Raw genomic sequence first — 21,320 nt, forward strand, 5'->3', positions numbered from 1 at the left:
AACCCGGCTAAAAAGCCGGGTTTTTTGACTGGGCATCAAGCTTAGGCGGTGAAGGTTTTGCCTTCGAACTGCTCAGCTACGAATTTCCAGTTGACCAGGTTCCAGAACGCTTCGACGTACTTCGGACGCAGGTTGCGGTAGTCGATGTAGTAAGCGTGTTCCCAGACGTCGCAGGTCAGCAGCGGGGTGTCGCCGTTGGTCAGCGGGTTGCCGGCGCCGATGGTGCTGGCCAGGGCCAGGGAACCGTCAGCCTTTTTCACCAGCCAGCCCCAACCGGAACCGAAGGTGCCGATGGAAGTCTTGCTGAACTCTTCCTTGAACTTGTCGAACGAACCGAAAGCAGCGTTGATGGCTTCAGCCAGAGCGCCGGTTGGTTGACCGCCGGCGTTTGGCGCCAGGCAGTTCCAGTAGAAAGTGTGATTCCAGACCTGAGCGGCGTTGTTGAAGATACCGCCAGAGGAAGACTTGACGATTTCTTCCAGGGTCTTGCCTTCGAACTCGGTGCCTGGCACCAGGTTGTTCAGGTTCACGACGTAGGTGTTGTGGTGCTTGTCGTGGTGGTATTCCAGAGTTTCCTTGGAAATGTGCGGCTGCAGTGCATCGTGTGCGTAAGGCAGTGGCGGCAATTCGAAAGCCATGGTGGATCTCCTAATCAGGTCAGGTGCGGTGAGCGCAAGGCCGATCACGGGCGGCCAGACTAGCGCCGGGGAGTTTGTACTCTTTGCGGCGCAGGTCTCGGATCATAGCACCGGGGGTGCGGCATAACCACGCAACAACTGTGTGGAATAGAGGTTCCAGAGCTGTTTGGAATAAATCACCCGGCGGTAATCAGTTGCAGCGCTACGGCAAACATCATCACGGCCACCAACAGGTCAAGAATGCGCCAGGTACTGGGGCGAGCCAGCCAGGGCGCCAACCATGCCGCGCCGAGCGCCAGGGTGAAAAACCACAGCAACGAGGCACTGGCCGCCCCCACCACATAGGCGCCGGGCTCTGTCTGCTGGGCGCCGAGGGAGCCGATCAGCAGCACGGTATCCAGGTAGACGTGCGGGTTGAGCAGGGTCACCGCCAGCGCGCTGAGCATGACCGCCCGCAGCGAGCGAACGGTCTGGTTTCCACCCTGTTGCAGGCTTTGTTTCGAGCAGGCCCGACGCAACGCCTGGCTGCCATACCACACCAGAAACGCCGCGCCACCCCAGCGGGCGACGGCCAGCAAGGTCGGGTTTTGCGCCAGTACCGTCGCCAGGCCGAAAACCCCGGCGGCCACCAATAACGCGTCGCAGGCCACACAGAGTGCCGCCACCGGCAGGTGGTGTTCCCGACGCAGGCTTTGGGCCAGCACAAACGCATTCTGGGTACCGATCGCCATGATCAGTCCGAAGGCCACCAGCAGGCCGTTCACATAGCTTTGCCACATAATGATTACTCCGCGTTGGCTGCCAGATCACGCAGCACTTGCATGGCGCGTTCGGCATCGGCCTGGCCGACGAACAAATGGTCGTGGTAATAGCCGGCGATCACGTTGCAACTGATGCCGGCCTGGCCCAGTGCCGTGGCGAATGCGGCGGTCAGGCCGACGGCTTCGAGGGCTGAATGCACATTGAGGGTGATCCAGGCCGCGACGTAATCGAAAGCGAAACCGGCCTGCTCGGCGCGGGAACGTTCGAGAATCACGGTCAGACCTTCCTGCTCACGAAAGCTGCCGATGATGTCCAGGCCTGCCGGCAATTGACCGTCGCGCAAGGTGCAGAACACGTACTCGCCGGCATTGAGTTGCGGGCTCATGCTGCGCAGCAGCGTTGCCAGTGAAGTTTCGCCAGCCATGGGGATGTTCCTTGTTCAAGAGTTCTTGCTGGTCATTCTCCGGTCTCAGGCTGTATAAGAAAAACCAATCTTGCTGATCGCTCATTAGGAAAACTGATGTTCGACTATAAATTGCTTTCGGCTCTGGCCGCCGTGGTCGAGCAGGCCGGGTTCGAGCGCGCCGCCCAGGTGCTGGGGTTGTCGCAATCGGCCATCTCCCAGCGCATCAAATTGCTCGAAGCGCGAGTGGGTCAACCGGTGCTGGTGCGGGGCACGCCGCCATCGCCGACGGAAATCGGCCGGCGTCTGCTTAACCATGTGCAGCAGGTGCGTTTGCTAGAGCGCGATTTGCAGAGCCTGGTGCCGGCGCTGGACGAAGAAGGCCTGCCGGAGCGCCTGCGTATCGCCCTCAATGCCGATAGCCTGGCCACTTGGTGGGCGCAGGCCGTGGGGGATTTTTGCGCGGAGCAACATCTGTTGATGGATCTGGTGGTTGAAGACCAGACCGTGGGCCTTAAACGCATGCGCGCCGGTGAAGTGGCTGCATGCCTCTGTGCCAGCGAGCGGCCGGTGGCGGGCGCCCGTAGCGTATTGCTGGGGGCGATGCGCTACCGGGCGTTGGCCAGCCCGGCGTTTATTGCGCGGCATTTTCCTCAAGGTGTGCGCGCCGATCAGTTGGCTCGTACACCCGCACTGGTGTTTGGCCCGGATGATTTCCTGCAGCATCGATACCTGGCGTCTCTCGGCGTCGATGGCGGATTCGAACACCATTTATGCCCGTCCTCTGAAGGCTTTATCCGTCTCACCGAAGCGGGCCTCGGCTGGGGGCTGGTGCCCGAATTGCAGGTTCGTGAACAGCTGGAGCGCGGTGTGTTGCTGGAGCTTTTGCCAGATAAACCGATCGACGTGCCGCTGTACTGGCATCATTGGCGCAATGGCGGTCAATTGCTGGGGCTTCTTACCGATCAATTGGTGCGCGCGTCGAAACAATGGCTGGTGCCGTTGGACTGACGGGCAGCGTCAAGACCTCTCGCAATACGCAAAACGAAATATTCGGAGCAATACATGAAGATTCTGGTCACCGGCGCAAGCGGTTTCATTGGCGGGCGTTTTGCGCGTTTCGCCCTGGAGCAGGGCCTTGATGTGCGGGTCAACGGTCGCCGGGCCGAAGGAGTGGAGCATCTGGTGCGGCGCGGCGCCGAGTTCATCCAGGGCGACTTGAGTGATCCTGAACTGGCGCGCGACCTGTGTTCCGACGTCGAGGCCGTGGTGCATTGCGCCGGTGCCGTCGGTTTGTGGGGACGTTATCAGGACTTTCACCAAGGCAACGTCCAGGTCACTGAAAACGTAGTCGAAGCCTGCCTGAAGCAGCGGGTCCGGCGGCTGGTGCATTTGTCGTCGCCGTCGATTTATTTCGATGGTCGCGATCACCTGGGGTTGACCGAAGAACAGGTGCCCAAACGCTTCAAGCATCCTTACGCCGCGACCAAATACCTGGCCGAGCAAAAGGTCTTCGGTGCCCAGGAGTTCGGCCTCGAAACCCTGGCCCTGCGTCCGCGTTTCGTCACCGGTGCCGGTGACATGAGCATCTTCCCGCGCTTGCTGAACATGCAGCGCAAGGGACGCCTGGCAATTATCGGCAACGGCCTGAACAAGGTCGATTTCACCAGCATGCAGAACCTCAATGAAGCGTTGCTCAGCAGTTTGCTGGCCAGTGGTTCGGCCTTGGGCAAGGCCTACAACATCAGCAACGGAACACCGATTCCATTGTGGGACGTGGTCAATTACGTCATGCGCAAAATGGAAGTCCCACAAGTAACACGCTACCGTTCCTACGGCCTGGCCTACACCGTCGCCGCACTCAATGAGGGCGTCTGCAAAGTGTGGCCGGGGCGCCCCGAACCGACCCTGTCGCGGCTGGGCATGCAGGTCATGAACAAAAATTTCACCCTGGACATCAGCCGTGCCCGGCATTATCTGGATTACGACCCCAAGGTCAGTCTGTGGACAGCGCTGGATGAGTTCTGCGGCTGGTGGAAGGCCCAGGATATTCGCTGAGCAGCGCGGCACTGAACCGAGCCGGGGGGTGAAGGTCAATCGGTGCGGCAGTGAAGGTTATACTCGCCGCATCCAGTTATCACCGCGTTCCACAAAGGTTGACTCAATGTCCATGCGTAACGATGCCAACGATGACTTCGACGACGTACCGAGCCTGCGCGCCGACAGCCTCGACGACGATGATTTTCCGGTCACCAAGCGTACTTCCGTGCACTCACGGCCCGTGCCGGTAGTGCAGGCCAAAGGCCCGAGTACCGGGCCATTGTGGGCCTTGGTCGGGGCTCTGTTCTTTGCCTTCGCGGGGCTGGCCTGGTGGAGCTTTCAACAGATTTCGCTGATGGAGCAGCAACTGGTGGCTACCCAGGAAAGCTTCGCCCGGATCAGTGAGGAAGCGGCGGGGCGCTTGCAGGACATTTCCGGCAAGGTCGTCGCCAGTCAGACCAACGTCACCAGCGACAGCGAAGCCCTGAAGTTGCAGATCAAACAGCTGGAAAGCAGGCTGCAGGACCAGAGCCAGCAGCAACAAGGCGTGGCCGGGCAAACCTCGGAACTGGACAAGCGCCTGGCGCAGATGACGGCGCAAACCACCGATCTGGACAAGCGCCTGGCGCAAATCACTGCGCAAAACACTGAGCACCAAGCCGCCAACACGCAGTTGCAGGCCCAGGTCAAAGTGTTGATCAGCGACGTGGCCGCACTGAAGAGTGCCCCGGCAGACACGGGAAAATTCGATGCCCAGCTGAAAAGCCTCGGTGCCGACATCACTGCACTGAAGAAGCAAGGCAATCCGAGCGCCGCCATCGAGCGTCTGGAGCAGGAGATCGTGGTGCTCAAAAGCGAACAGGACAATCGCCCGACGCCGGTTCAAGGCTCGACTAATACCGCGGAGTTCGATGCGTTCCGCAGCCAGGTCACTCGCAATATCAATACCCTTCAGGCGCAGATCCAGAACCTGCAGCAGCAACTGCGCGCCCGCCAGTAATCGCGCAGGCAGGCAGACATTGTGGCGAGGGAGCTTGCTCCCGCTGGGTGGCGAAGCCACTCCGATACCTTCACTGCGGATCCTGAATATTCGTGCATATCCCCAACGCGTCTACGCTCTTGAAACACCATCAAGAACGAGGAATGCGCAATGGGGGTTCTGCACAAGTTGGCCTGGCTGGGCAGCATGCTTTTGCTGTGCCTGGGCCAGGTCCAAGCCGCCGACACAGAAAAGGCTGACAGTCAGGCGGCCATCGCCTTGCTGGAAAAAGCCCTGGCCTATTACCACGAGAATGGCGACAAGGCCTTTGCGGCGTTCAGCCGACAGGGCGAATTTGTCGATAAGGACCGCTATGTCTTTGTGCTCGACACCAAGGGCGTCATGCTCGCCAGTGGCGGGCCGTCTTCGGCGCTGATTGGCCGTGATGTCTCTGATGTGCTCGGGCCGGATTTGCAGAAAACCTTCAAGGACGCCCTGAAAGTGCCAGAGGGCAATGGCATTCAACAGGCGGAATACCGCTGGCAGAACTGGGCCGACGGCAAGGTCGAGCGCAAGCATGTGTTCTACCAGCGCGTGGGTCAGCGGATCATTGCGGTCGGTTACTACTTGCCCCGGGCGTCGGCGGAACAGGCCATGGCCCTGCTGAATAAAGCCGCGGCCGATCTGGCCAAGGACGAAAAGGGCACCCTGAAGGCCATCAACTCCCTCAAGGGTGGTTATTTGCAGGATGACCTGTATGTGTTTGTGGTCGATCTCAATACCCGGCGTTACGTCGCCCACGGCACCAACCTGCGCTTGATCAACACCGATTTCAGCAAGATCAACGACCCCGAAGGCAAGCCGGTGGGCGAGCCGATTCTGGCATTGATCGCCAGGCAGGATTACGGCGAGTACGAATATCGTTGGAAAAATCCGGTGACCGGCAAGGTCGAGGACAAGCACGCCTACCTGAAGAAAGTCGGGCATTTTCTGGTGGCTGTGGGGTATTACAGCCCTTGAGGATGTGGTGTCTGTCGATGACGCCATCGCGAGCTTGCTCGCGATGGCAGGCGACACGTTCCAACTACCGGACTTTGTCCTCACGCCCGCGCAACAGCATGTTCGGCATGGCAATCGCCGCCGCCAGCCCCAGCAGCGACACCGCCGCGCTGACCATCAATAAATGCCGAAACGTCAGCAGCAGTTCGGCCCGCAGAGCGTTTTGTGTATCACCCGCCGCAGCGTTCAAACCGTCCAGCAGCACATTCCCCGAATGACCTTCGGCGATCAGCGACGAGCCGGCGAGGTGCGCGAAACTCGAATCCTGCAACAATGCCAGCAGCAGCGCCGACATCACCGAAACGCCCACCGCGCCGCCCAGCGACCGGAACAGGTTGGTGGTGCTGGTGGCGACGCCGATGTCACGTTGTTCCACTGAGTTCTGTGTGCCCACCAGTGACGTCGGAAACTGCATGCCCCCGGCGATGCCGCAGAGCAACATGCATAGGCTGCTGAGCAAAAACGCCTGGGGTGGGCTGAAGGCCATACCGAGAATCGAGATCGGCATCAGCACGGCGCCGGTCAGGATCATCGGTTTGTAGCGTCCGGTCACAGACGTACGACGGCCGGCGAAATACGCACCGATCGGCAAACCCATGGCCAGCGGCAGCAGATGCAGGGCCGCGCTGTCGGCGCCGGCACCGGTGACGCTCTGAAAGCGCAGCGGCATGAGCACGATCAACGAAATCGCCTGGAAACTGGTAAAGAAAATCGTGCACCAGCACAGGACCGCATTGCGATTGGCGAACAGATGCATGGGCAGCAACGGTTCCGGTGCCCGTCGTTCATAGGCCACGAACAAGCCCAGCACGAACACTGCGCAACCGAGCAGGGCCAGCACTTCGGCGCTGCGCCATGAATGACCCTGACCAACCTGGGTAATGCCCAGCAGCAACGCCGTCAGCCCGATGATCATCAGCAGGGTGCCGAGGTAATCGATGACTGGCTTGCGCTGTGGAATCGGCAAGCCGACCAAGGTGCGATTGGCCACCAGCCAGGCACCCAGGCCGAGCGGCAGGTTGATCAGGAACACCCAGCGCCAGGACAAGTACTCAGTCATGTAGCCACCCAGCACCGGACCGGCCACGCTGGCCACCGCATACATGCTGCTGAAATAGCCCTGATAGCGACCGCGTTCCCGTGGCGGCACGATGTCACCGATGATCGCCTGGCTGACCGAGATCATGCCGCCGGCGCCGATGCCTTGAAAAATCCGCGCCAGCACCAGTTGCTCCATGCTCTGGGCCATGCCGCAGAACAACGACGCGAGGGTGAACAAGCCCATGCCGAACAGCATCAACTTGCGACGCCCATACAAGTCGCCCAGTTTGCCGTAGATCGGCACCGCGACCGTCATCGCCACCATGTACCCGGAAATCACCCAGGCCAGCAGACTGACGTCCTTGAACTGCGCGGAAATGGCCGGCATCGACACGGCGACGATGGTTTGGTCCAGGGCGCCGAGGAAAATCGCCAGCATCAGGGCGATCAATACGCTACGGATGGCCGGTTTGGGCGTTTCAGGCTGTTTGAGATTGGTCACGAGGAAAACCTGCGGGCAGTGATAACCCGCAAGTGGCAAGGCGAGCGGGGATGCTCGCCAGTGTAAGTCGGTAGCAGGCTATTCGATAGCCTCATACGGAAGGCCGACATAATTTTCTGCAATGGTTTTCCGGCCAGCCTCAGAATCAACGAAGTACTCCAGCTCCGACTCGGCAATGCGCTGGCTAAAGGCATCATGATCATCGAAGCGGTGCAGCATCGAGGTCATCCACCAGGAAAACCGTTCAGCCTTCCACACTCGCCGCAGGCAGACTTCGGAGTACTTTTCCAGCAGGTCGACACGGCCTTCGCGGTAAACCTTCAGCAGGATATTGAACAGTGTGCTGACGTCGCTGGCAGCCAGGTTCAAGCCCTTGGCGCCGGTGGGCGGGACGATGTGCGCCGCGTCGCCGACCAGGAACATCCGCCCGTACTGCATCGGCTCAACCACGAAACTGCGCAGTGGCGCGATGCTTTTCTCGATCGACGGTCCGGTCACCAGGTTGTCTGCCAAAGCTTGTGGCAGACGGCATTTAAGCTCATCCCAGAAGCGCTGATCGGACCAGTTCTCGACGCTTTCGTCGGCCGGCACCTGCAAGTAGTAACGGGTGCGGGTCGCCGAGCGCATGCTGCACAGGGCAAAACCACGTTCGTGGCGGGCATAGACCAGTTCTTCGTGGACCGGAGGCGTGTCGGCAAGAATCCCCAGCCAGCCGAAGGGATAGACCCGTTCGAAGACCTTCAGGCACTCGGCGGGAATCGACTGTCGCGCCACGCCATGGAAGCCGTCGCATCCGGCGATGTAATCGCAGTCGAGGCGATACTGTTCGCCGTCTTTTTCAAAGGTGACAAACGCTTCATCGGTTTTCATGCCGTGGGGCACGACGTGGCTTGCCTGGTAAATCGTCTGGGCGCCGGCGACCTGACGAGCGGCCATCAGGTCGCGGGTGACCTCGGTCTGGCCGTAGATCATCACGTTTTTTCCGCCGGTCAGGGCGTGCAGATCGATGTGGATCCGGCGTCCGTCGAGGGCCAGTTCGAAGCCGCCGTGGGGCAATCCTTCAGCGTCCATGCGCTGACCCACGCCGGCCTGGCGCAACAGCTCTACCATGCCTTGTTCGAGGACCCCGGCGCGGATTCGCCCGAGCACATAATCCGGGCTTTGACGTTCGAGAATGAGGGTGTCGATGCCGGCGTTGTGCAGCAATTGACCGAGCAGCAGACCGGAAGGACCGGCGCCAATGATGGCGACTTGGGTTTTCAGGGTTTTCATTGTTTTTATGACTCGCAAGCTGCACACGACCAGGGTCGGTGAGTGAGTTTTATGGATCGAGTGCTTGCATTTTTCACTTGCGGGTCTGTCAATTGAAGGTGAAAACTGAGCTGATACCTGTACATTCTGCCAATCGGTGCGATTATCGCCCGTCATCTATTCCGAGGCCTGGATTGAAGTGATGAACAAGCCTGACCTGCCTTCGATTCCAGTGTTCAAGCTCTACGGTGAAAGCCTGGATTGGCCAACCCCGGACTTGCTGCACTGTGAAACCATTTCCAAACGCAGTCGCGAACATCAATGGGAAATCAAACCCCATCGCCACGCCGATTTATGCCAGTTGCTCTTCGTGTTCAAAGGTCAGGCAGAGCTTGAAATCGAAGGCAAACGTACGCAGCTGAGCGAGCCGGCGATCCTGGTCCTGCCGCCGTTATCGGTGCATGGCTATCGTTTTTCCGAAGATGTCGAAGGCTTTGTCGTGACCCTGGCGGCGCCGCTGATCGCCCACCTGCAGGCGCAACTGGGGCAGTCGGTAAATGCACTGGCCCAGGCCGAGAGCTACCCGGCGGGCGAGAACAGCGAGTACCTCAACAGCCTGTTTTCGGCCTTGCAAGCCGAATACACAGGGCACCAGCCGGCGCGGGAAATGCTCATGCATTCGCTGGTCAGCGTGATCATGGTATGGATCAGCCGCCAGGTGATTCAGCGTCGTAACGCCACGCAGCGACCACAACGCGCCCGGGAATATCTCAACGGGTTCATTCAACTGGTGGAAGAAACCTATCGCCAACACGTCAAGGTCGAGGATCTGGCCCATCGACTGGGGATTTCCGTGTCCCACCTCAATGGCACCTGTCGCGAACTGGCCGGCCAGCCGGCGTTGCAGATCATGCACGAACGCCAGTTGCTGGAGGCCAAGCGCTTGCTGACCTACACCAGCATGACCATTTATGAAATGTCCGACGTGTTGGGGTTTTCAGATCCGACCAACTTCACGCGCCTGTTCCGACGCCGGGTGGGGATCTCACCCAAGGCTTTCCGCGACCGCTTGAAGGCCGATCAGGGCAACGAGGCCTGACCTCTTCGTTTACCGCAGGGCGTTGAGGGTCGCGTTGTGTGGAATGCAGCGCTCGAAGTTGCAGCTGGCATATTCACGGGGCAGGTTGCGTAACTGCTCGACCCGCCAGGCCGCAGCGCCATAGAGCCCGAGCGTGACCGCGCAGGTGATGAAGATGGCGAGGTACCTTCTGGTTTTGATGTTCATGGCGCTGACCTCTGAACGAATACCTTTCGGTATTACTTTGAGCATAGGTCAGCGCTACTGAGTTGCCAGCTCGTACAGGGAACGGAGCTTACAGGCCGACATCCCACACCGGTTCTTCGGGGAATCTCACCACCAGAAAATCCAGCAGGCTGCGCAATGCCGCCGGCATGTGTTTGCGCGAGGCGTACACCGCGTACACGCTCATCTGTCGCGGCTCGGCCCCTGGCAGCAAGCGGACCAACTCGCCGCTATGGATGTGCACGCCAGCCTGATAGGTCGGCAGCATCGCCACCCCGGCGCCGGCCATCGCCGCGCGCATGAGAGTGCTGGCTTCATTGGCGCTGATGTTGCCCTGGACGGGCACCGAGACCTCTTCGCCGTCCTGTTCGAAATGCCACAGGCTTTTGCCGAAGTAGGAATGGGTCAGGCAATTGTGCTGGCTCAGGTCCTCGACCCGTTGCGGTGCGGGGTGCTCGCGCAGGTAGGCGGGGGAGGCGCAGATCACCTAGCGGCAGACGGTCAGTCGGCGGGCGATCAGGTTGGGGTCCAGGTCATTGCTGGTGCGAATCGCCAGATCGATGCGCTCATCGACCAGGTTCACGGTGCGATCGAGCATCTGCATGTCGATGCTCACGCCGGGGTAGCGCTTGACGTATGCCGCCATGGCATCAGCCAGCTGCGCCTGACCGAATGAAGTACTGACGCTGATCCGCAGCAGGCCGCGCGGAGCTTCGTCCGGTTCGCTGACGGCGGCTTGCATGTCGCTGGATAATTCGAGCATTTGCCGGCATCGGGGCAGGATTTCGCTGCCGGCGGCGGTCAGGCTCAACTTGCGTTTGGTGCGGTGCATCAAGCGCGCGCCGACCCAGTCTTCCAGCTCCGCCAGATACCGCGAAACTACCGGCCGGGATAGCTCCAGATGATCGGCGGCGGCCGACTGGCTACCGAGGTCGACCACCGTGACGAACACCCGCATTGCTTGTAGACGATCCATGATTTGCCCGCTTTCAGAAACAAACTATGTTCCAGCATCGCATTTTTTGTACTGAACCGTGCAACTAAGCTGCGTTCCCTGTAGGAGCAAGCTCGCTCCTGCAAGGGACTAAGACAGCCATTGGATTACGGAGCAACAGATGCTTGGTTTCACCACTCTCAAACGCGTTTTACTGGCCGGTGCCGCCTTGGGTTTTGCCACTCACGCTGCTGCATCGACGTTGACACTGGATGTTTACAACCCTGGCGATAAGGCTATTTTTCCGGTGTCGTCGGTGCTGGTCAGCGGGGAGAAAGAGGCCATTCTGGTGGATGCCCAATTCGGCAAGTCCCAGGCCGAACAGGTGGTGGAAAAAATCCGCGCCAGCGGCAAGCAACTGACCACCATCTACATCAGTCACGGCGACCCGGATTATTACTTCGGTCTCGACACCCTGACCACTGCCTTCCCCAAAGCCAAAGTGCTCGCTTCCCGGCCGACCGTTGAGCACATCAAGCACACCGTCGACGGCAAACTGGCGTTCTGGGGGCCGAAAATGGGGGCGGATGTTCCGGCCAAAACCATCGTGCCGCAGGTGCTGAAGGGCGACAGCCTGATGCTCGAAGGGCAGAAATTGCAGGTAGTCGGTCTTGAGGGCCGGCAACCGGATCGCAGCTTCGTGTGGATTCCATCGATCAAGGCCGTGGTCGGTGGTGTGGTGGTGGCAGAAAACATCCATGTGTGGATGGCCGATACCCAAACCCCGCAGTCCCACGCCGATTGGTTGGCTACGCTGCAGTCGATCGAATCCCTGAAGCCGAAAACCATCATCCCGGGTCATTACCTCGGTGACAGCGCCCGTTCCCTGGCGGCTGTGCAATTCACTGCCGATTACATCAAGGCCTTCGACGAAGAAACCGCCAAGGCCAAGGATTCTGCCGCGCTGATCGCCGCGATGAAAAAGCGCTTCCCGACCCTGGGTGACGAAAGCTCCCTGGAGTTGAGCGCCAAGGTCGCCAAGGGCGAGATGAAGTGGGGTGAATGAGTTTTTGTGATGACTGCTACATAAACATTTTTGTCGCTACAGATACACCTCAACCAACTGGAGAACGTCATGAGCAAAATCGCAATCATCGGGGCCACCGGTCGTGCCGGTAGCCAGCTGTTGGAAGAAGCCCTGCGTCGTGGTCACAGCGTCACCGCCATCGCCCGCGATACTTCGAAGATCGGCCCGCGTGCCGGTGTGGTCAGCCAGAATGTCGACGCCCTCGACAGCGCGGCGTTGCAAGCCGCAGTCGCCGGTCATGACGTGGTGATCAGCGCCGCGCATTTCTCCACGCTGCCTGCCAGTGCCGTCATCGGGCCGGTGAAGAAGGCCGGGGTCAATCGCTTGCTGGTGGTGGGCGGTGCCGGGTCTTTGTTGTTGCCGGATGGCACCCGGGTGATCGACAGCAAAGGCTTCCCGGCAGAGTACAAGGCAGAGGCCGGGGCGGGTGCCGAGTTCCTGGAGAATCTGCGTCAGGAACAGGATCTGGACTGGACCTTTCTGTCGCCGTCGGCAGAGTTTGTCGAAGGCGAACGCACGGGCAAATTCCGGATCGGCAAGGATGATTTGCTGGTGAGCAGCGAAGGGCGTAGCTGGATCACGTTTGCCGACTATGCGATCGCCATGCTCGATGAAGTGGACGCGCCGAAGCACATTCGCCAGCGGTTTACCGTCGGGTACTGAACAGACTTTTCTGTGGGAGCGAGCTTGCTCGCGATAGGGGTTGATCAATCAACAGTGATTGACTGATCCAGCGCCCTCGCGAGCAAGGTCGCTCCCACAGGGGGGGCTCACGCCAGGATTCCTGGCTTTCAGCGACTCTGCGCCTGTTCCACCAACCACCCCATCAACTCGCGTAATTTCGCCGAAGGTCCTGGTTTTTCGGGGAAAACCAGGTAATACGCCAAGCCGGTTTTTACGATCAGATCGAAGGGCATGACCAGCCGCCCGGCATTCAGGTCATCGCCAATCAGCGACCAGTCACCGATCGCCACACCGGTTCCCTGCGATGCCATCGACATCGCCAGATCCAGGGTTTCGAAATGCTGACCCTTGCTCACATTGCTCAAGCGAACATCCGCCGTGGCCAGCCAGGTCTTCCAGTCCCGTTCATCCCGGGTCGGGTGCAGCAACATGTGCTGTTCCAGATCCTCCGGCCTTTGCAGCGGCACGGGGCCTTCGAGCAATGGCTTGGAACACACCGGTGTCAGCCGTTCCTCGAACAGGCGTTGCGACACCAGCGAAGCGTCCGGGGGCGCGCCATACATCACGGCCGCGTCGAATTGTTCGCGATGAAAATCCACACCGTGCTTGACCGTGGTGGTCAATTCGACCGGCACGTCCGGGCGTTCTTTCTGCCACTGCAACAGGCGTGGCAACAGCCAGCGCATGACGCAGGTCGGGGCCTTGAGTTGCAGGGTTTCGCGCTTCTCGCCGATCTGCTCCACCGCTTCGTCGATCAGGCCGAAAATCTGCCGGACCCGTGGCAGCCATTCCCGTCCTTCGGCGGTGAGGTCGAGGCCGCGGGCCTGACGGATGAACAGTTCATAACCCAGGTGATCTTCCAGCCCGGCAATCTGCCGGCTCACCGCGCCCTGAGTGATATGCAGTTGCTCGGCGGCCCGGGTGAAGTTGCAGCACTGCGCGGTAATCAGAAATGTGTACAGCGCCGGCAAGGGAGGCAGTCGTTTCATTCGGATCCAAGGTATGACGTGAGGACATGGCTAGTATGACTTTTTATCCATTGTTGCGGCTACGTGTCGCCCGTTCCAATGAGGCCATCCCTGGACCTGCGAATCCATCATAAACACTGCGCAGGCCCGGCGTCTCAATCGAACAAGAAGGGCAATGACATGGCGACGTGTGGCGAAGTATTGGTCAAGTTACTCGAAGGTTACGGGGTGGAGCAGGTGTTCGGCATCCCCGGGGTTCATACCGTGGAGCTGTATCGCGGGCTGGCCCGTTCGAGCATCAACCATGTCACGCCGCGTCACGAACAGGGCGCCGGTTTCATGGCCGACGGCTATGCCCGTACCAGCGGCAAACCAGGCGTGTGCTTCATCATCACCGGCCCGGGCATGACCAACATCACCACCGCGATGGGCCAGGCCTACGCCGATTCGATCCCGATGCTGGTGATCTCCAGCGTGCAATCGCGCAACCAGTTGGGCGGCGGTCGCGGCAAGCTGCATGAGCTGCCGAATCAGGGCGCCCTGTGCGCCGGTGTCGCGGCGTTCTCCCACACCCTGATGTCGGCGTCGGAATTGCCGGGTGTTCTGGCCCGTGCGTTTGCGCTGTTCCAGGCCGGCCGTCCGCGCCCGGTGCACATCGAAATTCCGCTGGATGTACTGGTGGAAGAAGCCGACGACCTGCTCGACAGCGTCCCGGTGAACATCGACCGTGCCGGTGCTTCGCCGAGCGCGGTGTCGCGCATGGCCGAGATGCTGGCCGGCGCCAAGCGTCCGCTGATTCTCGCCGGTGGCGGTGCCATCGATGCCGCCGCCGAGCTGACTGAACTGGCTGAGCTGCTGGAGGCGCCTGTCGCGTTGACCATCAATGCCAAAGGCATGCTGGAGTCTGGTCATCCGCTGCTGATCGGTTCGACCCAGAGCCTGGTCGCCACCCGTGCGCTGGTCGCCGAGGCAGACGTGGTGCTGGCCATCGGTACTGAATTGGCCGAGACCGACTACGACGTCACCTTTGCCGGTGGTTTCGAGATTCCTGGCAAGCTGCTGCGCGTGGACATCGACCCGGATCAAACCGTGCGCAACTACCCGCCGCACCTGGCGCTGGTGTCCGACTCGCGCAACGCGGCGCAAGCCTTGTTGAGCGCGCTGTCGGAAAAATCGTTGGCCCAGCGCCAGGGCGATTGGGGTCAGGTCCGTGCCGCGCGTTTGCGTGAAGAGCTGGCGGCCTCCTGGGATGCGCCGACCCTGGCCCAGACCTGTTTCCTGGAAACCGTGCTGCAGCAATTGCCAGACGCAGTGTTCGTCGGCGATTCGACCCAACCGGTGTACACCGGCAACCTGACCTTCAACCCGGAGCGCCCGCGTCGCTGGTTCAACTCGTCCACCGGTTACGGCACCCTCGGTTACGCCTTGCCGGCCGCGATTGGCGCCTGGTTGGGGGGGAGCACTGAGACTGGCGCACGCCCGCCGGTGGTGTGCCTGATCGGCGACGGAGGCCTGCAATTCACCCTGCCGGAGCTGGCCAGTGCCGTTGAAGCGCGCACGCCGGTGATCGTGCTGCTGTGGAATAACCAGGGCTACGAAGAGATCAAGAAGTACATGGTCAACCGCGCCATCGAGCCGGTCGGCGTGGATATTTACACCCCGGACTTCATCGCTGTGGCCAAGGGCCTGGGTTGCGCCGCCGAAGCGGTCAGCGACGTCGAGCAACTGCGTGGTGCATTGCGCGTGGCCTCGGATCGTCAAGGCCCGACCCTGATTGAAATCGATCAGAATGCCTGGACCAAGGCGGTGTCGAAATGAGCGTTGCCTTGACCTTACCAACCACTCTGGACGGCCTGTTCATTGACGGCCAATGGTCGGCCGGCAACGAACACCTGCGTGTGATCAACCCGTCGACCGAAGCCTTGTTGACCACGGTCAATGGCGGTGACGAACGGGCTGTCGAGCAAGCGGTCGGCGCGGCGACCAAAGCGTTCGCCGACTGGTCGAAAACCACCGGTGCCGAGCGTGGTGCGATTCTGCGCAAAATCGCCGCTGGCGTGCAGGCCGGTCGTGACCGCCTGATGCATTTACAGTCGACCAACAACGGCAAGCCACAGTTCGAAGCGGCCATCGATGTCGACGACGTGATCGCCACGTTCGAGTACTACGCCGGTCTGGCCGAAGGCCTCGACGCGAAACAGGACAGCGCCGTCGAATTGCCGAGCGAAGATTTCAGCGCTCGTCTGCGCCGCGAACCCTGCGGTGTGGTCGGCCTGATCGTGCCGTGGAACTTCCCGATGGTCACCACGGCCTGGAAACTCGCCCCGGCCCTGGCTGCCGGTTGCTGCGTGGTGCTCAAACCGTCGGAAGTGACGCCGCTGCCGGAGCTGGAACTGGCCCGCATCATTGCCCAGGCCGGTTTGCCCGATGGCGTGTTCAACCTGGTATGCGGCACGGGTCTGGCGGTCGGCGCACCGTTGTCGGCGGACCCGCGCATTGCCAAGGTGTCGTTCACCGGCAGTAACGCGGTAGGCGTGCAAGTCATGCAGCGCGCGGCGGAAACCGTCAAGGGCGTGAGCCTGGAACTGGGGGGCAAATCCTCGTTGCTGGTGCTGGCCGATGCCGATATCGATTTGGCGGTGGAAGTCGCCTGTGGCGGCGGATTCTTCAACGCCGGGCAAATGTGCTCGGCCACCAGCCGCGTGCTGGTCGCCGATGAACTGGCCGATGAATTCCTGATTCGTCTGAAGGCCCGCGCCGAAGCGATTCGCGTGGCAGACCCGTTCGACCCTAACGTGGAGATGGGCGCGTTGGTCAACCAGGCGCAATACCAGCGCGTGCTCGGCCACATCGACCGCGGTCTGAGTGCCGGTGCCAAGCTGATTTGCGGCGGAAATCGTCCGGCGGATCTGCCGCGCGGATATTTTTTGCAGCCGACAATCTTCACTGAAGTGCCCCTCGACAGTGCGTTGTGGTGTGAAGAGATTTTCGGCCCGGTGATCTGTGTGCGCAGCTTTGCCAGCGAAGCCGAAGCGATTGCCCTGGCCAACGACAGCCAGTTCGGTCTGGTCGCCAGCGTGGTCACGCGTGATGCACAGGCAGCGGATCGTGTCGCCAACGCCTTGCAGGCGGGGCTTGTGTGGATTAACGCACCGCAGGTGATCTTCCCGCAGACCGCCTGGGGTGGTTACAAACAGAGCAGCATCGGCCGCGAATTGGGCCCGTGGGGCTTGCAGGCTTTCCAGGAAATCAAGCACGTGATTCGGGCCGTCTGAAGGCACGAAAAAGGTGAGTGCATGCCTCCAAACGAGGCATGCACTGGCGTCATGGCTTCGATGAGTTTTTATCGATAGTCAGGTGTTTTACACGACCTCAGGATGAACCCGTCGGCTCAGCTCAAGCCCCGTAAACAAGGGGGGTTGAAGCTGGTCTGGCCGCGCGGATGCAACGGTTGCGACCAACCTAATACTTAAAAAAACAAAGGGAGTCCGTAATGGGCAAGCACGATCTGAACAGACGTCAATTCATCAAGACCGTGGGCGTAGCCTCGGTTGCAGCGGCAGCCATGAGCCTGCCGTTCGTCAGGGCCAATGCCAGTGACACGCGCTTTCAGGGCAAGACCCTGCGTCTGCTGACCTGGTCCGATGACACCGGTCTCGCCGCACTGCGCAACATCGCCGCGACTTTCGAAGACAAGTACGGTGTCAAGGTCATCGCCGACCGCACCGGCAGTACTTCGGAGATGGTTGCCAAACTCAAGGCCGGCGGTGATCGTCCGCAGTACGACATCATCACCCTGGCAGGCGTTGGCGCCGAAGGTCTGGCCGCCGCCAACCTGCTGGAAAAACCTGACCTCAACCGCATTCCGAATATCGTCGACGTACCGGAAAAATACCGCACCGGCGCCAATGGCCACGGTATCGGTTACCTGCTCTGGTGCAACAGCCTGGTCTACAGCACTCGCACGCAGAAGGAAGCTCCGGACAGCTACGCCGCCCTGTGGGATGCCGAGCTGGCACCGAACATCTTCCTGCCGCCGCCGAACTGGACCGAGGCCATGGACCTGATCATCATCGCCGCCAAACTGGCCGGTGGTGACGAACACAACATCGAGCCTGGCTTCAAGAAACTCGCCGAGCTCAAGGAACGCGTGGTGACCCTGGGTGAAAACCCGAACCAGATCGCCGAACTGTTCCGCACCGGTTCGCTGGACATGGGGGGGCTGTACGCGCCGGCATTTTTCCCGAAACAGATCCGCGATCCGAACTACGGCCTGAGTGCAACCTTCGGCATGAAAGAAGGTTTCTACACCGACCTGATGCAATCGGTGATGCCGAAAAACCGTCCGGGCGACACCGACCTGGCCTACGCCTTCATCAACCACTCTCTGGACCCGCTGGTACAGGGCAAGATGGCCGAAGACATCTACAACGGCCCGGTCAACGCCAAGGCGATCATCTCCGCCGAAGCGCGCAAGAGCCCGTACATCCTCACGCCAGAGCAGATTGCCGAGAAGGCGATCATGCACGACAACGCCTTCCTGGCCACCGTGCATGACCAATGGATTCGTCGTTACACGGAAATCTTTTCTTCCTGATTTCTGAGGTTCAAAGAGCTTTTGTGGCGAGGGAGCTTGCTCCCGCTCGGCTGCGCAGCAGCCGCAATACCAGGCACCGCGATCTATCCGGATCAGCACGGTGATTGATTGGGGCCGCTTCGCGACCCAGCGGGAGCAAGCTCCCTCGCCACAGGTTTTTTACCCAATCTCAGTCTTGCTGCTTTCCATTGACGAGACCCTTTGCTATGGAACACCAACCTCTGACCCATCCGGTGAGTGCCGCCCCCGTGCGCGCCGATCGGGGTGTTTCGCCGACGACGCGCGCCTGGCTTTTTCTTTCGCCGTCGATGCTGTTCATGGGCGTGCTGATTGCCGCCAGCCTGCTGGTCCTGCGCATGAGCGTGGGCACCAAGGGCGCGGAATGGACCGGGTTCAGCCTGGCCAGCTACGCACAATTGCTGGAACCCTACTACCTCAAATCCCTGGTCCTGACCTTGCGCCTGGCGCTGATCAGCGCGGTGATCGCGGTCGTGCTGGCGATCCCTGTGGCCTACACCATGTCGCGCCTGACCTCGCCGTTCGTGCGCCGGATTTTCCTCGCGGCGGTGCTGCTGCCATTGCTGGTCAACCTGCTGCTGCAAAGCTATGGCTGGCTGGTGATTCTCGGCCCGGGCGGGATGCTCAACCAGACGCTGATGGGCCTGGGCCTGATCAAGCGTCCGATCATGCTGCTGTACAACCAGAACGGCGTGTTGATGGGCCTGGTGCAAACCGCCTTCCCGCTGGCCGTGCTGCCGATCGCCAGCGCCATGCGCGGCGTTGCCCGCAGTTACGAAGAGGCCGCCGCTACCCTGGGCGCCAGTCGTTTTCAAGTGTTCCGTCAGGTGGTGTTGCCGATGAGCCTGCCGGGGATCATCACCGGTGCGACCCTGGTATTCGCTTACAACGCCAGCAGCTTCGTGGTGCCGCTGCTGCTCGGTGGCCGCCGCGTGCCGATGCTGGCGGTGATGGTGCATGACCAGATCGCGCCGCTGATGAACTGGCCCGCCGCGTCCGCTGCCGGTGTGGTGCTGATCGTTACCACGCTGGCGATCATGACGTTGTCCGAATACATCACTGGCCGTCGTCGGCGCATGCTGGAGGCTTCGCAATGAGTACCCTGATCAAAAAGCGCCAGTCGCTGTTGCCGGGAGAGACCGGCAAGTTCGCAGGCATACTGTCCGGCTTCATCCTGTTGCTGGCGGTGTTGCCGATCCTGACCATGATCGTCATGTCCTTCAGTGGCTCGTCGAACCTCGACTTCCCGCCGAGCAGCTACAGCCTGCAATGGTACAAGGCCGCCTGGCACACCTTCGTTTCGCCGGACGCCAGCGACGTGCTGAGCCTGGGCAAAGCCATGACCACCAGCCTGATGGTGTCGTGCCTGACCATGGTCTTCGCGACGCTGATCGCAGTGCCGGCGGCGTACGCGCTGACCCGTTGCGAGTTCCGCGGCAAAGCCGTGGCGATGCAGTTGATGTCGCTGCCGCTGGTCTTCCCGATGGTGGTGTTGGGCCTGGCGTTGCTGCTGGTGTTCGACAGCCTGCCGTTCCAGATGACCATCTCGCGCCTGGTGATTGCCCACGTGATCCTGGCGTTGCCGTTCGTGGTGAAGAACTGCACGGCCGCCATGCTGTCCATCGGCAGCGAAGTCGAGGAGGCGGCGCAAATGCTCGGCGCTTCACCGCTGCGGGCGATCGTCGATGTGGTGGTGCCGTTGATGAAATCGGGGATTCTGGCGGGCATGCTGCTGGCGTTCATCGTTTCGTTCAACGAATTCACCGTGACCTACTTCCTCTACACCATCGACGTCATGACCGTGCCGATCTGGATGTACAGCCGCACCGTGTCCTCGCTCGACCCAACCGTATTTTCGTTTGCCGTGCTGATCGTGCTGATCGACTTCGTCCTGATCTGGGCGCTGGAGAAGCTGGTTGGTGAAGGTGGCGTTTCGTTCTGATTTCTTGAGGTGATTTATGTCTGGCTTGATTCTGGAAAACGTCGAGAAACGCTACGGCTCGGCCTGCGCGGTAAAAGATGTAAACCTGCATTTGCCCGAGGGCAAGCTGGTGTGTTTCCTGGGCCCTTCGGGTTGCGGCAAAACCACGTTGCTGCGGATGATCGCCGGCCTGGAAACCCTGTCCGGCGGTGAGATTCGTCTGGACGGTGAAGACATCGGCCAAACCCCGGCGCACTTGCGCAATTTCGGCATGGTGTTCCAGTCCCTGGCACTGTTCCCGCACATGACGGTCGGGGAGAACATCGCTTATCCACTGAAACTGCGCGGGGTCAGCAAGGCTGATCAGCAGGCGCGAGTGGTGGAGTTGCTGGAGTTGATCCAGTTGCAGCAGATGATTGATCGTCCGGTGGCGAAACTGTCCGGCGGGCAGCGCCAGCGCGTGGCGATTGCCCGGGCGATTGCCAATCACCCGAAAATCCTGTTGCTCGACGAACCGCTGTCGGCGCTGGATGCCAAGCTGCGCGAGTCGATGCAGGTGGAAATCCGTCAACTGCAACAACGCCTGAACATCACCACCATCATGGTGACTCACGACCAGCGCGAAGCCATGACCATGGCGGATATCGTGGTGGTCCTGGGTGAGCATCGGGTGCAGCAGGTCGGCACGCCGATCGAAATCTACCGGCACCCGGCCAACGAATTCGTCGCGGATTTCATCGGCTCGGGCAACATCTTCCCGGCCACGGCGCTGGGTGATGGGAAGGTCAGCCTGCCAGGCGGCGATGCGCTGCAAGTGCCGATCTGCAGCAGCATTGTGGTCGGTGAGAAAGTGAAGATGCTGATTCGCCCGGAAGACCTGCAACTGTCGGAGCCGCAGGCGACGGCGGGCAATCGGTTGTTGGGCAAGGTGACCTTCGTGCGGGATATCGGCGCGACCATCGAAACCACGGTCGAGTGTTCCGGGGTGACGTTTACGGCGCTGAGCACACCGTGTCAGGGCTTTGGCTTGAGCGTTGGGCATCCGGTGTCGGTGACCTTGCCGGCCGAGGCGTGCAGGGTGTTGGGCGCCTGATCCGGATTGGATGTTGGCCTGTCTGGCCTCTTCGCGAGCC

20 protein-coding genes and 1 pseudogene are annotated in these 21,320 nt (G+C 60.7%); 13 read left to right on the forward strand and 8 right to left on the reverse strand.

Annotated features, from left to right (window positions below):
- Positions 1-41: 41 nt before the first annotated feature.
- The 3 genes from ACVWYU_RS25870 to ACVWYU_RS25880 form a co-directional block, all read right to left on the reverse strand.
- Positions 42-638 carry a superoxide dismutase gene (locus tag ACVWYU_RS25870; RefSeq protein WP_008156084.1) on the reverse strand — a complete coding sequence of 199 codons (597 nt, stop codon included), beginning with the start codon at positions 636-638 and terminating at the stop codon, positions 42-44.
- A gap of 176 nt (positions 639-814) precedes the next feature.
- Entirely contained in the window at positions 815-1,417 is a 603-nt protein-coding gene (locus ACVWYU_RS25875; protein WP_457374044.1) for a LysE/ArgO family amino acid transporter, read from the reverse strand.
- Positions 1,418-1,422: 5 nt separating this feature from the next.
- Positions 1,423-1,824: an ACT domain-containing protein gene (locus ACVWYU_RS25880; protein ID WP_457374045.1), complete on the reverse strand. Its 402-nt coding sequence runs from the start codon at positions 1,822-1,824 to the stop codon at positions 1,423-1,425.
- Positions 1,825-1,920: 96 nt separating this feature from the next.
- Between ACVWYU_RS25880 and ACVWYU_RS25885 the strand changes: the two genes are divergently transcribed.
- The 4 genes from ACVWYU_RS25885 to ACVWYU_RS25900 all read left to right on the forward strand — a co-directional run bounded on the left by ACVWYU_RS25885 (position 1,921) and on the right by ACVWYU_RS25900 (position 5,842).
- Positions 1,921-2,814: a LysR family transcriptional regulator ArgP gene (locus ACVWYU_RS25885; RefSeq protein ID WP_247257373.1), complete on the forward strand. Its 894-nt coding sequence runs from the start codon at positions 1,921-1,923 to the stop codon at positions 2,812-2,814.
- 54 nt (positions 2,815-2,868) lie between these two features.
- Entirely contained in the window at positions 2,869-3,861 is a 993-nt protein-coding gene (locus ACVWYU_RS25890; RefSeq protein ID WP_247257372.1) for an NAD-dependent epimerase/dehydratase family protein, read from the forward strand.
- A gap of 106 nt (positions 3,862-3,967) precedes the next feature.
- Positions 3,968-4,843: an ATPase gene (locus ACVWYU_RS25895; RefSeq protein ID WP_457374046.1), complete on the forward strand. Its 876-nt coding sequence runs from the start codon at positions 3,968-3,970 to the stop codon at positions 4,841-4,843.
- Positions 4,844-4,993: 150 nt separating this feature from the next.
- Complete coding sequence (locus ACVWYU_RS25900; protein WP_247257370.1) at positions 4,994-5,842, forward strand: cache domain-containing protein; 849 nt, start codon at positions 4,994-4,996, stop codon at positions 5,840-5,842.
- A gap of 64 nt (positions 5,843-5,906) precedes the next feature.
- Here the strand turns inward: ACVWYU_RS25900 and ACVWYU_RS25905 are convergent, their stop codons facing one another.
- Positions 5,907-7,424, reverse strand: a complete 1,518-nt coding sequence (locus ACVWYU_RS25905; RefSeq protein ID WP_247257369.1) for an MDR family MFS transporter — start codon at positions 7,422-7,424, stop codon at positions 5,907-5,909.
- Between the two features lie 78 nt (positions 7,425-7,502).
- Positions 7,503-8,687: a 4-hydroxybenzoate 3-monooxygenase gene (gene pobA, locus ACVWYU_RS25910; protein ID WP_174552504.1), complete on the reverse strand. Its 1,185-nt coding sequence runs from the start codon at positions 8,685-8,687 to the stop codon at positions 7,503-7,505.
- Between the two features lie 190 nt (positions 8,688-8,877).
- Here pobA and ACVWYU_RS25915 point away from each other — a divergent pair, with 190 nt between their 5' ends.
- On the forward strand, positions 8,878-9,774 hold the full coding sequence (locus ACVWYU_RS25915; protein ID WP_090324844.1) for a helix-turn-helix domain-containing protein: 897 nt from the start codon (positions 8,878-8,880) through the stop codon (positions 9,772-9,774).
- A gap of 9 nt (positions 9,775-9,783) precedes the next feature.
- On the opposite strand, the gene ACVWYU_RS25920 is transcribed toward ACVWYU_RS25915, so the two are convergent.
- Both ACVWYU_RS25920 and ACVWYU_RS25925 read right to left on the reverse strand, forming a co-directional pair.
- On the reverse strand, positions 9,784-9,960 hold the full coding sequence (locus ACVWYU_RS25920) for a hypothetical protein (RefSeq protein WP_162837843.1): 177 nt from the start codon (positions 9,958-9,960) through the stop codon (positions 9,784-9,786).
- Positions 9,961-10,048: 88 nt separating this feature from the next.
- Positions 10,049-10,954: pseudogene (locus ACVWYU_RS25925) on the reverse strand (LysR family transcriptional regulator).
- A 139-nt stretch (positions 10,955-11,093) separates the two neighbouring features.
- On the opposite strand from ACVWYU_RS25925, the gene ACVWYU_RS25930 reads away from it, so the two are divergent.
- The gene (locus tag ACVWYU_RS25930; RefSeq protein WP_457374047.1) at positions 11,094-11,978 is read left to right on the forward strand and encodes an MBL fold metallo-hydrolase; all 885 of its coding nucleotides are present in this window, start codon (positions 11,094-11,096) and stop codon (positions 11,976-11,978) included.
- Positions 11,979-12,047: 69 nt separating this feature from the next.
- A complete protein-coding gene (locus ACVWYU_RS25935) occupies positions 12,048-12,662 on the forward strand; it encodes an NAD(P)-dependent oxidoreductase (protein ID WP_457374048.1) in 615 nt (204 codons plus the stop codon).
- Between the two features lie 128 nt (positions 12,663-12,790).
- On the opposite strand, the gene ACVWYU_RS25940 is transcribed toward ACVWYU_RS25935, so the two are convergent.
- Positions 12,791-13,672 carry a LysR substrate-binding domain-containing protein gene (locus tag ACVWYU_RS25940; protein WP_090324837.1) on the reverse strand — a complete coding sequence of 294 codons (882 nt, stop codon included), beginning with the start codon at positions 13,670-13,672 and terminating at the stop codon, positions 12,791-12,793.
- A gap of 159 nt (positions 13,673-13,831) precedes the next feature.
- Here ACVWYU_RS25940 and ACVWYU_RS25945 point away from each other — a divergent pair, with 159 nt between their 5' ends.
- From ACVWYU_RS25945 to ACVWYU_RS25970, 6 genes are all read left to right on the forward strand, one after another.
- The gene (locus ACVWYU_RS25945; RefSeq protein ID WP_457374049.1) at positions 13,832-15,469 is read left to right on the forward strand and encodes a 5-guanidino-2-oxopentanoate decarboxylase; all 1,638 of its coding nucleotides are present in this window, start codon (positions 13,832-13,834) and stop codon (positions 15,467-15,469) included.
- A gap of 8 nt (positions 15,470-15,477) precedes the next feature.
- On the forward strand, positions 15,478-16,926 hold the full coding sequence (locus tag ACVWYU_RS25950) for an aldehyde dehydrogenase family protein (protein ID WP_247257410.1): 1,449 nt from the start codon (positions 15,478-15,480) through the stop codon (positions 16,924-16,926).
- A 218-nt stretch (positions 16,927-17,144) separates the two neighbouring features.
- Entirely contained in the window at positions 17,145-18,248 is a 1,104-nt protein-coding gene (locus tag ACVWYU_RS25955; RefSeq protein ID WP_457374050.1) for an extracellular solute-binding protein, read from the forward strand.
- Between the two features lie 206 nt (positions 18,249-18,454).
- A complete protein-coding gene (locus ACVWYU_RS25960; RefSeq protein WP_247257362.1) occupies positions 18,455-19,363 on the forward strand; it encodes an ABC transporter permease in 909 nt (302 codons plus the stop codon).
- A complete protein-coding gene (locus ACVWYU_RS25965; protein ID WP_247257361.1) occupies positions 19,360-20,208 on the forward strand; it encodes an ABC transporter permease in 849 nt (282 codons plus the stop codon). Before ACVWYU_RS25960 ends, ACVWYU_RS25965 begins: the two co-directional genes overlap by 4 nt.
- A 16-nt stretch (positions 20,209-20,224) precedes the next feature.
- Positions 20,225-21,280 (forward strand): ABC transporter ATP-binding protein, encoded by a 1,056-nt coding sequence (locus ACVWYU_RS25970; RefSeq protein ID WP_090324828.1) that lies wholly within the window; start codon positions 20,225-20,227, stop codon positions 21,278-21,280.
- Positions 21,281-21,320 lie beyond the last annotated feature (40 nt).

The organism is Pseudomonas sp. TE12234, from assembly GCF_054061835.1.

What these genes read in the sequence shown, in the direction of transcription:
- ACVWYU_RS25870 (WP_008156084.1), bottom strand. Translation starts at nt 638, where the DNA reads ATGGCTTTCGAATTGCCGCCACTGCCTTACGCACACGATGCACTGCAG.
- ACVWYU_RS25875 (WP_457374044.1), bottom strand. Translation starts at nt 1,417, where the DNA reads ATGTGGCAAAGCTATGTGAACGGCCTGCTGGTGGCCTTCGGACTGATC.
- ACVWYU_RS25880 (WP_457374045.1), bottom strand. Translation starts at nt 1,824, where the DNA reads ATGGCTGGCGAAACTTCACTGGCAACGCTGCTGCGCAGCATGAGCCCG.
- ACVWYU_RS25885 (WP_247257373.1), top strand. Translation starts at nt 1,921, where the DNA reads ATGTTCGACTATAAATTGCTTTCGGCTCTGGCCGCCGTGGTCGAGCAG.
- ACVWYU_RS25890 (WP_247257372.1), top strand. Translation starts at nt 2,869, where the DNA reads ATGAAGATTCTGGTCACCGGCGCAAGCGGTTTCATTGGCGGGCGTTTT.
- ACVWYU_RS25895 (WP_457374046.1), top strand. Translation starts at nt 3,968, where the DNA reads ATGTCCATGCGTAACGATGCCAACGATGACTTCGACGACGTACCGAGC.
- ACVWYU_RS25900 (WP_247257370.1), top strand. Translation starts at nt 4,994, where the DNA reads ATGGGGGTTCTGCACAAGTTGGCCTGGCTGGGCAGCATGCTTTTGCTG.
- ACVWYU_RS25915 (WP_090324844.1), top strand. Translation starts at nt 8,878, where the DNA reads ATGAACAAGCCTGACCTGCCTTCGATTCCAGTGTTCAAGCTCTACGGT.
- ACVWYU_RS25920 (WP_162837843.1), bottom strand. Translation starts at nt 9,960, where the DNA reads ATGAACATCAAAACCAGAAGGTACCTCGCCATCTTCATCACCTGCGCG.
- ACVWYU_RS25930 (WP_457374047.1), top strand. Translation starts at nt 11,094, where the DNA reads ATGCTTGGTTTCACCACTCTCAAACGCGTTTTACTGGCCGGTGCCGCC.
- ACVWYU_RS25935 (WP_457374048.1), top strand. Translation starts at nt 12,048, where the DNA reads ATGAGCAAAATCGCAATCATCGGGGCCACCGGTCGTGCCGGTAGCCAG.
- ACVWYU_RS25940 (WP_090324837.1), bottom strand. Translation starts at nt 13,672, where the DNA reads ATGAAACGACTGCCTCCCTTGCCGGCGCTGTACACATTTCTGATTACC.
- ACVWYU_RS25945 (WP_457374049.1), top strand. Translation starts at nt 13,832, where the DNA reads ATGGCGACGTGTGGCGAAGTATTGGTCAAGTTACTCGAAGGTTACGGG.
- ACVWYU_RS25955 (WP_457374050.1), top strand. Translation starts at nt 17,145, where the DNA reads ATGGGCAAGCACGATCTGAACAGACGTCAATTCATCAAGACCGTGGGC.
- ACVWYU_RS25960 (WP_247257362.1), top strand. Translation starts at nt 18,455, where the DNA reads ATGGAACACCAACCTCTGACCCATCCGGTGAGTGCCGCCCCCGTGCGC.
- ACVWYU_RS25965 (WP_247257361.1), top strand. Translation starts at nt 19,360, where the DNA reads ATGAGTACCCTGATCAAAAAGCGCCAGTCGCTGTTGCCGGGAGAGACC.
- ACVWYU_RS25970 (WP_090324828.1), top strand. Translation starts at nt 20,225, where the DNA reads ATGTCTGGCTTGATTCTGGAAAACGTCGAGAAACGCTACGGCTCGGCC.